This is a genomic window from Winogradskyella aquimaris (genome assembly GCF_042676105.1).
Taxonomy (GTDB): Bacteria; Bacteroidota; Bacteroidia; order Flavobacteriales; family Flavobacteriaceae; genus Winogradskyella; species Winogradskyella aquimaris.
Window position 1 is genome coordinate 1 of the sequence record NZ_JBHTJQ010000001.1, and the last position, 11,798, is coordinate 11,798.

Genomic DNA, 11,798 nt, shown 5'->3' on the forward strand with positions numbered 1-11,798 from the left:
TTTAGCTTTCCGGTTGTAAGTTCGTCTAAAATTTTCAGTTTGAAAGGTTCTGAATACCGTCTGATGACTTTGTCGTTTTTGTACATAATGTTTAAAATTATGTAGCCTTTATTCAGGACGGGTCATGCTTGTGCTTAACGGTTTTGTGTATGACTCGTTGCGGAAAATCAGCTATGATTTTCCGCCGTAACCGAAAGATAGCTAATTGCAATGAATTCCGATTAGGAATTCAGCCGCAATGAATTATACACATTGTTGTGCGTTCGTTTTTTTAATAACTATACCACATTTTGTTTTTCAAGCTGGTCTTTTTAAAAACTGTAGACGAATCCATAATTAATTAACATTGAGTTTATAATTTTTTAAGTATTCTGGATGTAATATATCTTGATCTTTTGTTTGAATATTTATTTCATTATGATTTGGATTTTTTATTTGAATTTCCTCCTCATTCATTATAAAACTGTACTTAATAATATTGACTTGTTCAGCTTCGAATTCAACCATTCCTTCATAATTAGTTTCTTTTTCTTCATTACTGTCATTTATTCTAACTATAGCATGTTCTAGAGGTCCATCTTTATCAGAGAAATAAATTCTTATTTTATTTTTTAATTCGGGATTTATCTTTCCGTTGTAAATCGTTACGGGAATTTCAGGTTGTAATATTGTATTCAATTCAATAGTGTCATTTGTCAATTGCTTCCATGTTCCACTAGTTAGATTTCCACTGCCATCAGGGTCATTATGGATTAAGTAGTCAAATGTATTGTCCGCCTTAAGTTCAATTTGTGAGCAGTCAGGTTTATTTTTTTTACACATATCATTACTGTATAAACCTATGACGGTTTTATTAGTTGAACATGAACTACAAAAAAGAAATAGCAATATGAATTTAATATATTTCACGATTTGGTTTTAGAAATGACGAACAACAAATGAATATAGTTATTGACTATATCCACATTATATGTTTTCGCTACAATTTACAGAAAATAAAAACCACTAATAAAGCTATTAGTGGTTTTTTAAAATTATTGTTCCCAATAGTTCTTAAGGAGTAGCGGCGACAACACCAAGTGTATAGAGTTGTTCCATTGTTGGACTTTCGCTACCACCTGCTGGCTCCAAGGTTATTCCAAAGGCCTGACTTTCATTGGTATTGGCAATGGTAAATATTTTATTTTCGTCTGTATTGAAATCGTCTATAGTGCCTAAACTCGTTGGTGTTAATGGGTTTAACGTTAAGGACCACACTTGCCATACTTTGCCATCTGGAGCGTTTGGTAAGCCTTCGCCATCTAAGTAAATGGTGTTATCGGCTTTATTCCAGTAGACCTTGGCATAGGTAGAGGCGTAGTCTCCTTGTCCGCCCAATGGTACGGTAATAATATCTTTATCCCGTATGGCATCTAATAGGCTTTTGGTGGCAGTCAGATTGTTTCTAGCTTCTTCTATTTGTATTTCGAGATATTGCTTTTCGGTAGAAACGGTTTGAAGTTCTTCCTCAACCTTGGTTTTGTTGTTAAGCGTCCATAACAAACCACCAGCAAGTATGATAGAGGCGGCCCATCCTGTAAAGGATATCCAGTTTGGTTTTCTTGGCTTTAGATCAATAACTTTAGTGCCGGTGGTATCTAATTTACCTTTAAACGATTCAAAATCTATGGCATGTGGTGATGCAGCTCCTGTCAGTTTTACAACGGCTGCTTCTATCTCTAAAACTTCTTGTAATATTTCAGGGTGTTCCTGCATTAACTCATAAATCTCCTGATTTTCTTTTTCAGAAAGCTTACCCGCCACGTAGAGCTCTAAAATACCCGATGCTATGTATGCTTTTATATCCATATTACAATACCATATCCCTTAGTTGCTGAATACAGTTTCTATTTCTTGTTTTTATTGTGCCAATAGGCATGTTGAGCTCTTCTGAAGCTTCCTTTTGTGTAAATCCTTTAAAGTACAACAACTCTATAACTTCCTTGCATTTTTGGCTTAGGTTGGTCACAAACTTTTTAATGCCGATAGCATCTGTACGTTCATCTAAACTATCATTGTTTGTTATAGTATCTACGAAATAATCGGAGTTAAGGTTTTGCTTGGATTGTTTGAAGGCTTTAGATCGGGTCATATCAATAGCCGCATTGCGTGCAATATTTAAGATCCACGTAAAAAATCGGCCCTTTTTTGAAGAATAGGTATCTGCCTTATGCCATGCTTTTATAAACACATCTTGCATAATTTCATCTGCAATATCGGCATCCTTCACAATGTTGTACACCACACCATGTATGCTTTGGCTGTACATACTATAGAGTTTTTTGAACGCAACCTGATTTTTAGATTGAAATTGCTGTACTAAGATTTCTAATTCGGTCATAAGTGACTTGCTTAGAATTTTTGCAGACAAGGGGAAGATTAGTACTGCAATAGCTCTAGCTAATTGAATTTATTTATTTGATTAGTGTTTTTAATTTATTCTATAATGGCCCCGCAACTTACTCTACTACCAGCAGCACCTGAAGGTTGGGATGTGAAGTCATCTGTGCCTTGGTGTACGATAATAGCTTTACCAATGATGTTTTTGGTGTCATCTTCACAACCTAGGCACCATTCACTGGTAGAGAATTTAACTTCTCCTTTACCATCTTCTCCAACCATGAAGTTTCCTATATCTCCTTTATGGTAGCCTGTATCTGCTCCCCATTTACCATGAGGTTGCGCAGTTGGATTCCAGTGTCCGCCTGTAGATTTTCCATCTGGTGATGAGCAATCTGCAGACTCGTGAATATGAATGGCGTGCTCACCTTCATCTAATCCTGACAGATATGCCGTCATGGTCACTACACCATTTTCTTCAACAAAAGTTACAGTTCCAGAAGCATTAGAACCACTTTTAGGGTCTAATGTCATTTTTAATTCTGTTTTGGTTACGGTGTCTTCAACCGTTTTTTCAACCTCAATGTCTACGGTTTCTTCTGTTTCTTTCTTATTCTCTTTACATGCTGTCATAACCATAATCGCTAAGGCCATAACGCTATATTTTAAGTGTCTCATAGTTCTTTTAAGTTTTTAGTAAAGTTAAGGATATAAGCCTATGAATGCAAATAGAGTCAAAGGATTCTTTCAAATTTAAATAAAGCTAATGCTTATAAATTAAGCTATTATGTTAATTATAAGGGCTTCATGACAAAAATCATATTTTATGCAGACGCTTAGGAGTAATTTTGAGTTAGGAGAAAATAAATATGTGTCAGAAGTTAGTCAATAAATACAATGTGGCAGGTCCACGTTATACGAGTTATCCAACAGTGCCTTATTGGGATGTTGAGTCGTTTTCATTACAACAATGGAAACAGGTTTTAAAGCAATCCTTTGAAGAATCTAACATCAAAGAAGGGATAAGTCTGTACTTGCACCTGCCATTTTGCGAAAGCCTTTGTACCTTTTGTGGGTGCCACAAACGCATAACGAAACGGCACGAGGTAGAATTACCATATATAAAAGCGGTCTTAAAGGAATGGCAGTTATACCGTCAATTATTAGGGACTAAGCCAAAAATTAAGGAATTACATTTGGGTGGTGGCACACCAACATTTTTTTCTCCAGAACATTTAACGCTTTTAATTTCAGAACTGCTCAGAGTATCTGACCTTGCTGATGATTATGAATTCTCTTTTGAAGGACATCCTAACAATACGACGGCTGAGCATTTACAAGCACTATATGATTTAGGGTTTAGACGAGTGAGCTTCGGCGTTCAGGATTATAATGCTAAAGTTCAAAAAGCTATTAATCGTATACAGCCATTTGAATATGTAAAGCGTGCCACAGAAATGGCCAGAGCTATTGGTTATACCTCTGTAGGACATGATATTATTTTTGGCTTGCCATTTCAAACCGAAGCAGATGTTAGGGAAACGATTAGCAAAACAGAAGCTTTAATGCCAGATCGTATTGCCTTTTACAGCTATGCGCATGTACCTTGGATAAAGGGTAATGGACAGCGTGGCTTTAAAGACGAGGATTTACCAACTGCTGAGTCCAAGCGTGCACAATATGAAACAGGTAAATCGCTTTTAGAAAAAGTGGGCTATACCGAAATAGGTATGGACCATTTTGCACTCAAAACTGATGGTTTGTATAAAGCCATGCAAAATGAAACCATGCATCGTAATTTTATGGGTTATACAGCCTCAAAAACCCAAGTTATGATTGGGTTGGGAGTATCTTCCATAAGTGATAGTTGGTACGGTTTTGCTCAAAATGTAAAGTCCATAGAGGAATATTATAACTTGTTGGAAAATAATATAATCCCGGTTTACAGAGGGCATATTTTAATTGAAGAAGATCTTAAAATTAGAAAACATATTCTCAATTTAATGTGTCACTTTAAAACTTCTTGGTTACAACCCGAATTAACGTTTAACGAATTGCCTGAAGTGCTCATGAAGCTAAAGGAATTGGAGCAAGATGGTTTAATCGAGTTTGAAAGAAAGCAGTTAATCGTAACCGAAAAGGGGAGACCTTTTATAAGAAATATTTGTATGGCCTTTGATTTGCTATTGCAGCGCAAAAAGCCAGATACTCAACTATTTTCAATGACCATTTAAACACTAACACCATGAAAAAAATTATTGTACCCATAGATTTTTCGGAGCATTCAGAATATGCTCTAGAAGCAGCAGCTAACTTGGCTCAAAAGTATGGCTCTGAACTTATCGTATTACACATGTTAGAGCTGTCTAATGCCATATTAACGGCCAACGGCAATTCTATTAATGAAGAAGCTGTCTTTTATTTAAAATTAGCAGAGCAAAAGTTTGATGCCTTTTTGGATAGACCCTATTTAGAGGGGTTGAAAATCACTCCCATTGTAAAACACTTTAAAGTATGGAGTGAGGTGAATGATGTAGCTAATGAACACCATGCTAATCTCATTGTCATGGGTTCCCATGGTGCAAGTGGAGTTAAAGAGGTATTGGTGGGTTCTAATACAGAAAAAGTAGTACGCCATGCAGATATCCCTGTGTTGGTGATAAAGCATAATCCAATCTTGTTGGATTTTGAAAACGGAGTCTTTGCCAGTGATTTTACAGACGAGGCCATTACACCGTACCTTAATGCCAGAAAAACATTTGAGAAATTAGGGGCGGAAATGCATTTGGTCTATGTTAACTCTCCAGATGGCAATTTTAGAAGTTCAATGGAAATAGATAAGCGTATATCTTTATTCCTTAAAAAGGCTGATGGTGATTTAGACAACTTAGAAAATGTTCATATCGTATCAGATTATTCTATTGAAAAGGGTATTTTGAATTTTGCCAATACCATTGGTGCAGATTTGATAGCCGTTGCCACACATGGCAGAAAAGGTTTGGCGCATTTCTTTGAGGGAAGTATTTCCGAAGACATTGCCAATCATTCAACCTTACCAGTGATGACTTTTAAAATATAGTTCTTGATGTTTGTTAGTTAGTGTTATTAATATCAAGTAATAACGCCAAAGACGAGGGCTTTGGCGTTTTTTATGGCATCTTTTTTTTTGAATTATTTTCTTGTTGAAAACTAAGAATCAAATCTTTTAATGGCATTCAATAGCACTAGTAGTCATTTCTACGACTGGGGCAGGAGAGATGTAAGGAATGCCTAATCCCAAACCTCTGAGAATAAATAAAACACCGATGAGCACAACAAAAACAGGAATGGCTTTTTGTATGCGTTGTTTTATAGTTTGGTTCAAAAACTTACCCAGATAAATAGCAGAGGTCATTAAAGGAATGGTGCCTAACCCAAATAAAACCATATATAGGCTGCCTTGAAATAGACTTCCTGTTGCAATGGCTCCAAAAACAGCCATATAAACTAAACCACAAGGTAAAAAGCCGTTAAGAAAACCTATGGTTAAGAAGGTATCTGGTGTTTTTTTCTTCAAGGCTTGACCTAAGTTAGATTTAATCTTGGAAATAAACGTGTTTAAAGGTTTGGACAGGTTGTATTTAGCAAAGGCCTTATAAGGGATAAGAACAACAATAATCATTAATATACCTATAGCTATAGAGAGTTGTTGTTGTACTCCAAAGAGATTGAGACTTTTTCCAACTAAACCAAAAACCAAACCAATAAGGCTATACGCCAATAATCTACCAAAGTGGTAAACACCGATTTGAGATACTTTTTTAATTGAATTAGAACGATCTACCGGCAGCATAAAGGCTATTGGTCCACACATGCCTACACAGTGTAAACTACCCAATAAGCCCAGTATAAATGCCGAATATAGCATGTTAGTAATTTATAGCGTCCTTGAAGAGGTAAGATTCATTATTATAGGTCCAGTCTATACTAATGTTCCAGCGACCATCTAACAATTTGTTGTCAGGTATGAGCAAATTATGATTAGACAATGAAATAGGAATTTCAAAATCTAAATGCTTGTTAGATGGTCTGTATAGGAACACTTTACCTTTAATATTTTCTATATCTAAATTTTTAGGGAACTCAACTAAAATGCCATCTTGGGTCTTTTTCCAGCTGACGTTGATTATTAGGTTTTTGGAGTTTTCTTCCTTATCAATATCGGTTTGAAATTTTAATTCTTTTTGATAATAATCTTCTACCACCAAATCATGATCGTACTTATCATTCGTTGCCATGCTAATCACAAAATACATGATAAAACCTATGAAGCCTACAAAAGCTAATACAATGGCTGTTCCCCAATTTACTTTCATAATAACGTTTATTTTATCATCCTGAACTTGTCTCAGGATTTAATTATAACTTCTAGGACCTAAAAACGATACCGAAGTTGTTTCTATTAATTTATCACCACTGTAAACATCAATGGTTAAGGTATTCTTGTCTCCAGAAAGATCACTTTGTTTAAGCTCTATAAACAATGTGCCTTCTGACAATCCATTTCCCTTGACCTCAAAAGTATCGCTGGTAGAGACTAGTTTAATTTCACCATCAATACCTCTTAGTTTAAAACTCACGTCCTTGATGTTCTCAGTCGTTTTGTTTACTAATTTATAGGTATATACATTACTTATAATGTTGTTGTCTTTGTGCTCGTATAGCTGGCCAGGTAATCTTAGTACTCTGGCCTCAACATCATTTCTTAAGGCTAGCATACCTAATAACACACCGATTAAAATAACCAGTACGGCAATATACCCTTTCATACGTACCGTTAGTTTAAAAGGCTCTTTTTTCTCTATATTATCTTCACTTGCATAGCGGATTAATCCTTTAGGCTTGTCAATTTTTTCCATTATGGTATCGCACTCGTCAATACAAGCCGTACAGTTTACACATTCCAATTGTGTACCATTTCTTATGTCAATACCTGTAGGACAAACATGAACACATTGAAAACAGTCTATACAGTCACCATGACCCAAAGCATCCCTATCCTCATTTTTTCTGAATTTTTTTCTACCGTTTTCACCCTCTCCACGTTTATGGTCATAAGCCACAACAATAGATTTATTATCTAAAAGAACACCTTGTAATCTACCATAAGGACAAGCAATGATACAGACCTGTTCTCTAAACCAAGCAAAAATGAAATAGAAAACTCCTGTGAAAATTAATAAGGGCACTAAGGTTCCTAAATGTTCAGAAGGTCCTTCTTTTACATATCTGAGGAGCTTATCACCTCCAATTAAATAGGCTAGGAAAATATTAGCGATTAAAAAGGAGATCACTAAAAAGATAAACCACTTTAAAGTACGTTTTCTAATTTTTTCGGCATCCCATTTTTGTTTTTTAAGTCGTATCTGTTTATTTCTATCACCATCTATCCAAAACTCAATACGTCTAAAGACCATTTCCATAAAAATGGTCTGAGGGCAAATCCACCCACAGAAAATACGACCAAAACCTACAGTAAATAGGGTGATAAATACCACACCAATAATCATAGAGATGACAAACAGATGAAAGTCCTGTGGCCAGAATGGAAAACCAAAGATGTTAAAACGCCTTTCTAAAACATTAAACATTAGGAATTGGTTACCATTAATCTTTATAAATGGAGCAGAGAAAAGAAAGGCTAACAGAAAGTAGCTTACTAGTTTTCTCTTTTCCCAGTATGGGCCTGAAGGTTTTTTAGGGAAAATCCAATTACGCTTACCTTCTTCATTGATGGTACCTATTGAATCTCTAAAAACTTCATTTTCTGGCGTTTCCATTTGGGTATGGATTTATATGATTTAATTGGAGGCTATGGTTTGGGCTTCTTCAACAACCTCAGTAGCATTCTCTTCTGTTTCATTGGTTGTTTCTTCAGAAGATGATTCTTCAGTTTCTGTTGCTTGTTCAGATTCATCTACCCAAACATCTCCTTCAGCTTCTTTTGGATTGGCTGGCGTTGTCCCTTGGAATTGTAATACATAACTAGCGACTTGAGCCATTTCAAGAGGTTTTAAACTGTTTTTCCAAGCAACCATTCCTTTACCATCTCTACCACCTTCGGAAATAGTTCTAAAAACATTTTTGATACCACCACCAAGAATCCAGTGTTGATCCGTTAGGTTAGGGCCAATACCACCACCGCCATCAGCCATATGACAGGCCACACAGTTAACTTCAAAAATCTTTTTACCAGCATTTAAGTCTGATGCATCTGTGAGTATTTCTACGGTATTAACATCAACTAAATTTTTCGCGGTCTTTTTATATTCTTCGATAGCTCTATTAGCCTCGGCATATTCAATTTCGTATTCTGCAAATTGATCTCCAGCATTAAAAACATGATAACGGGCCAAATAAACCGCAGCGAAAATAATAGTAGCATAAAAACCATATAACCACCATGGTGGAAGACTATTATCTAATTCTTTTATACCGTCGTAGTTGTGGTCTAGTATAATTTCACCTTCTTCTTCTATGGGTTTGGCTCCTCTAAGTTTATCATAGGTCTTATTGATCCATGAAGCTAGTTTAGATGGTGCCGCTCTTTGTGCATCGTATCTGGCCTTACCTTCTTCATCTAAACTTTGATAAAGAATGTTATCCATTGTGCCTACAATACCCTCTATGGCGATTAAAAACAGAAGCACCAATAAAAGGAATAATAGGATGACAGGTTGTTCAATAAACGCTGGTTGATCACCAGAATCTACAAAGTATTCAATAAGTCCTGCAATTATGAAGAATACAACAGGGACTCTGATATATGATGGAATTAAATTTCTCATAGTTGTGAATCTTTTTGGTTATCTAAAGGAATATTACTAACGGTTGTGATATAGTCTTTCTTTGCTGTAAATACCCAGAAAAAGAGTGCTACAAAAAAGAGGAAGAATATTAAAAGGGATATCAAGGGATAGATTTCTATCCCTGTGATACTTTCCATATGATGTTTTACAAATTTTAGCATGGCGATTAGTTTTGAGCAGTTTCGTTAATGATTTCTTTCACTTTAATGTCGGTACCTAAACGTTGTAGGTAAGCAATAAGTGCAACAATTTCTCTATTTCGCATTTCGACGAAATCTTCACCGCCAGCGGCTTTATCAGCTTCATAAGATTTTGCAAAATCAGGATCGCTATAAAGATTTTTCTCAATTTGAGTACCTTGTTCTAACATAGAAGCTTGTGCGTTAGCAATATCTTCTTCTGTGTAAGGGACACCCAGACTAACCATAGTTTCCATTTTCTTTTCGGTCATGGACTTATCTAGTTTAGCACCCTCACCAACAATTAACCATTTATAGGCAGGCATGATTGAACCTGATGAGGTTGTTTGTGGATCGTACATATGATTAAAGTGCCAATTGTCGTTATACTTACCACCAACGCGATGTAAGTCTGGTCCTGTACGTTTACTACCCCAAAGGAATGGATGATCATAAACATATTCACCAGCTTTAGAATACTCACCATAGCGTTCTACCTCACTTCTAAATGGTCTTACCATTTGTGAGTGGCAGCCTACACAACCTTCTCTGATGTAGATGTCTCTACCTTCAAGTTCTAATGGAGTATAAGGCTGGACACTACTTATGGTTGGTATATTAGATTCAACCACAATTGTTGGTATAATCTGTACAATACCACCTATTAATATGGCTATTGTAGCGTAAATAGTAAGAAGTACAGGCTTACGCTCTAACCATGTGTGCCATCCTTCACCAGCAACGCGTCTCTTAGATACCCGTTTTAAAGCTGGGGCTTCAGCAAGCTCATCTGTAACTTTACTGTCTGATTTTACAATCGTAACGATAACATTATAGACTAAGATTAACATACCAGTGATGTAAAGTGTGCCACCAATAGCACGCATCCAATACATTGGCATAATTTCGGTTACAGTTTCAAGGAAGTTACCATAAACTATACTACCATCTGGATTAAATTGTTTCCACATACTTGCTTGGGTGAACCCTGCAACATACATAGGTAATGCATAAAGTATAATACCTAGGGTACCTACCCAGAAATGTAAATTGGCTAAACCAACGGAATGTAGTTTTGTTTTAAATAGTCTTGGGATTAACCAATATATCATACCGAAGGCCAAGAATCCATTCCAAGCTAGGGCTCCAACGTGCACGTGTGCAATAATCCAGTCTGTAAAGTGTGCAATGGCATTTACATTCTTAAGGGATAGCATAGGCCCTTCAAACGTAGCCATACCGTAACCTGTAATTGCAACGACCATGAATTTAAGAACCGGATCTGTACGCACTTTATCCCAAGCACCACGTAAGGTTAATAGACCATTAATCATACCTCCCCAAGATGGTGCGATTAACATTACAGAGAATGCAACGCCTAAGTGCTGTGCCCATTCTGGAAGTGCCGTATATAATAAGTGGTGAGGTCCAGCCCATATATAGATGAATATCAATGACCAGAAGTGAACAATTGAAAGCCTGTAGGAATATACAGGTCGATTAGCCGCTTTAGGTACAAAATAGTACATTAACCCTAGGAAAGGTGTCGTTAAGAAAAATGCAACTGCATTATGGCCATACCACCATTGTACCAAGGCATCTTGAACACCAGCATAAACAGAGTAACTTTTCATACCAGTTAAACTGACCGGGAGTTCTAAACTGTTAAAAATATGTAGTACTGCGACGGTTACAAATGTTGCGATGTAAAACCAAATGGCCACATAGAGGTGACGTTGGCGACGTTTTAAAATGGTACCAATCATATTAACACCAAAAACAACCCAAACCAAAGCAATGGCAATATCAAACGGCCATTCTAATTCAGCGTATTCTTTAGATGTGGTATAACCAAGAGGTAAAGTGATTGCAGCACCAACAATGATTAATTGCCAGCCCCAAAAGTTAATGTTACTCAGTAAATCACTAAACATTCTAGCTTTAAGCAAACGCTGTAGTGAGTAGTATACACCTGCAAAAATGGCATTACCTACAAAGGCAAAAATAACCGCGTTGGTGTGAAGTGGTCTTAAACGACCAAAACTTAACCACGAAATACCGTCGGTCATGTTCGGGAATAAAAACATAAAGGCCAAAATAAGCCCAACGAGCATCCCAACCACACCGAATACTATGGTGGCGTAGAGGAATTTTTTAACGATTTTGTTATCGTAGTAAAATTGTTGCATTTCCATATTAATATAATTAGTCAGTTTTTGTTGATTTTTTTGGTTTTACTATTTCGTCTTCAAATAGCATACGTACTGATGGAGTATAGCTATCATCGTACTGACCAGATTTTACAGCCAATAAAAAAACGATAAAGAAAGCTACACCTACAATGACACTTACTGTTAAAACTATGTATATAACACTCATACCTATTTTGAAG

The 11,798-nt window shown here is 36.3% G+C and carries 13 protein-coding genes; 2 read left to right on the top strand and 11 right to left on the bottom strand.

Translation table 11 applies throughout. The features are described from left to right. Window positions 1-336 precede the first annotated feature (336 nt). From ACFQ1K_RS00005 to ACFQ1K_RS00020, 4 genes are all read right to left on the bottom strand, one after another. The gene (locus ACFQ1K_RS00005; protein WP_320556058.1) at window positions 337-822 is read right to left on the bottom strand and encodes a hypothetical protein; all 486 of its coding nucleotides are present in this window, start codon (window positions 820-822) and stop codon (window positions 337-339) included. Between the two features lie 231 nt (window positions 823-1,053). Next, complete coding sequence (locus ACFQ1K_RS00010) at window positions 1,054-1,848, bottom strand: anti-sigma factor (RefSeq protein ID WP_320556059.1); 795 nt, start codon at window positions 1,846-1,848, stop codon at window positions 1,054-1,056. 1 nt (window position 1,849) lies between these two features. After that, window positions 1,850-2,380, bottom strand: coding sequence for an RNA polymerase sigma factor (locus tag ACFQ1K_RS00015; protein WP_320556060.1), 531 nt, complete (start codon window positions 2,378-2,380; stop codon window positions 1,850-1,852). 95 nt (window positions 2,381-2,475) lie between these two features. Next, window positions 2,476-3,057 carry a superoxide dismutase family protein gene (locus ACFQ1K_RS00020; RefSeq protein WP_320556061.1) on the bottom strand — a complete coding sequence of 194 codons (582 nt, stop codon included), beginning with the start codon at window positions 3,055-3,057 and terminating at the stop codon, window positions 2,476-2,478. Between the two features lie 191 nt (window positions 3,058-3,248). On the opposite strand from ACFQ1K_RS00020, the gene hemN reads away from it, so the two are divergent. Next, window positions 3,249-4,613 carry an oxygen-independent coproporphyrinogen III oxidase gene (gene hemN / locus ACFQ1K_RS00025; protein ID WP_320556062.1) on the top strand — a complete coding sequence of 455 codons (1,365 nt, stop codon included), beginning with the start codon at window positions 3,249-3,251 and terminating at the stop codon, window positions 4,611-4,613. Between the two features lie 11 nt (window positions 4,614-4,624). After that, window positions 4,625-5,458 (top strand): universal stress protein, encoded by an 834-nt coding sequence (locus ACFQ1K_RS00030; RefSeq protein WP_320556063.1) that lies wholly within the window; start codon window positions 4,625-4,627, stop codon window positions 5,456-5,458. A gap of 126 nt (window positions 5,459-5,584) precedes the next feature. Here ACFQ1K_RS00030 and ACFQ1K_RS00035 read toward each other — a convergent pair whose 3' ends face one another. Genes ACFQ1K_RS00035 through ccoS form a run of 7 tightly spaced genes read right to left on the bottom strand, consistent with a single transcriptional unit; the run spans window position 5,585 to window position 11,785 of the window. Beyond that, complete coding sequence (locus ACFQ1K_RS00035) at window positions 5,585-6,286, bottom strand: sulfite exporter TauE/SafE family protein (RefSeq protein WP_320556064.1); 702 nt, start codon at window positions 6,284-6,286, stop codon at window positions 5,585-5,587. A 1-nt stretch (window position 6,287) separates the two neighbouring features. Next, on the bottom strand, window positions 6,288-6,734 hold the full coding sequence (locus tag ACFQ1K_RS00040) for a FixH family protein (RefSeq protein WP_320556065.1): 447 nt from the start codon (window positions 6,732-6,734) through the stop codon (window positions 6,288-6,290). Between the two features lie 39 nt (window positions 6,735-6,773). After that, window positions 6,774-8,198, bottom strand: a complete 1,425-nt coding sequence (gene ccoG, locus ACFQ1K_RS00045; RefSeq protein WP_320556066.1) for a cytochrome c oxidase accessory protein CcoG — start codon at window positions 8,196-8,198, stop codon at window positions 6,774-6,776. 21 nt (window positions 8,199-8,219) lie between these two features. After that, on the bottom strand, window positions 8,220-9,206 hold the full coding sequence (locus ACFQ1K_RS00050; RefSeq protein WP_320556067.1) for a cbb3-type cytochrome c oxidase N-terminal domain-containing protein: 987 nt from the start codon (window positions 9,204-9,206) through the stop codon (window positions 8,220-8,222). Beyond that, a complete protein-coding gene (locus ACFQ1K_RS00055) occupies window positions 9,203-9,388 on the bottom strand; it encodes a CcoQ/FixQ family Cbb3-type cytochrome c oxidase assembly chaperone (RefSeq protein ID WP_320556068.1) in 186 nt (61 codons plus the stop codon). Before ACFQ1K_RS00055 ends, ACFQ1K_RS00050 begins: the two co-directional genes overlap by 4 nt. A 5-nt stretch (window positions 9,389-9,393) precedes the next feature. Then, on the bottom strand, window positions 9,394-11,601 hold the full coding sequence (gene ccoN / locus ACFQ1K_RS00060; protein WP_320556069.1) for a cytochrome-c oxidase, cbb3-type subunit I: 2,208 nt from the start codon (window positions 11,599-11,601) through the stop codon (window positions 9,394-9,396). A 10-nt stretch (window positions 11,602-11,611) separates the two neighbouring features. Then, complete coding sequence (gene ccoS, locus ACFQ1K_RS00065; RefSeq protein ID WP_320556070.1) at window positions 11,612-11,785, bottom strand: cbb3-type cytochrome oxidase assembly protein CcoS; 174 nt, start codon at window positions 11,783-11,785, stop codon at window positions 11,612-11,614. Between the last annotated feature and the right edge of the window lie 13 nt (window positions 11,786-11,798).

What these genes read in the sequence shown, in the direction of transcription:
- ACFQ1K_RS00005 (WP_320556058.1), bottom strand. Translation starts at nt 822, where the DNA reads ATGTGTAAAAAAAATAAACCTGACTGCTCACAAATTGAACTTAAGGCG.
- ACFQ1K_RS00010 (WP_320556059.1), bottom strand. Translation starts at nt 1,848, where the DNA reads ATGGATATAAAAGCATACATAGCATCGGGTATTTTAGAGCTCTACGTG.
- ACFQ1K_RS00015 (WP_320556060.1), bottom strand. Translation starts at nt 2,380, where the DNA reads ATGACCGAATTAGAAATCTTAGTACAGCAATTTCAATCTAAAAATCAG.
- ACFQ1K_RS00020 (WP_320556061.1), bottom strand. Translation starts at nt 3,057, where the DNA reads ATGAGACACTTAAAATATAGCGTTATGGCCTTAGCGATTATGGTTATG.
- hemN (WP_320556062.1), top strand. Translation starts at nt 3,249, where the DNA reads ATGTGTCAGAAGTTAGTCAATAAATACAATGTGGCAGGTCCACGTTAT.
- ACFQ1K_RS00030 (WP_320556063.1), top strand. Translation starts at nt 4,625, where the DNA reads ATGAAAAAAATTATTGTACCCATAGATTTTTCGGAGCATTCAGAATAT.
- ACFQ1K_RS00035 (WP_320556064.1), bottom strand. Translation starts at nt 6,286, where the DNA reads ATGCTATATTCGGCATTTATACTGGGCTTATTGGGTAGTTTACACTGT.
- ACFQ1K_RS00040 (WP_320556065.1), bottom strand. Translation starts at nt 6,734, where the DNA reads ATGAAAGTAAATTGGGGAACAGCCATTGTATTAGCTTTTGTAGGCTTC.
- ccoG (WP_320556066.1), bottom strand. Translation starts at nt 8,198, where the DNA reads ATGGAAACGCCAGAAAATGAAGTTTTTAGAGATTCAATAGGTACCATC.
- ACFQ1K_RS00050 (WP_320556067.1), bottom strand. Translation starts at nt 9,206, where the DNA reads ATGAGAAATTTAATTCCATCATATATCAGAGTCCCTGTTGTATTCTTC.
- ACFQ1K_RS00055 (WP_320556068.1), bottom strand. Translation starts at nt 9,388, where the DNA reads ATGCTAAAATTTGTAAAACATCATATGGAAAGTATCACAGGGATAGAA.
- ccoN (WP_320556069.1), bottom strand. Translation starts at nt 11,601, where the DNA reads ATGGAAATGCAACAATTTTACTACGATAACAAAATCGTTAAAAAATTC.
- ccoS (WP_320556070.1), bottom strand. Translation starts at nt 11,785, where the DNA reads ATGAGTGTTATATACATAGTTTTAACAGTAAGTGTCATTGTAGGTGTA.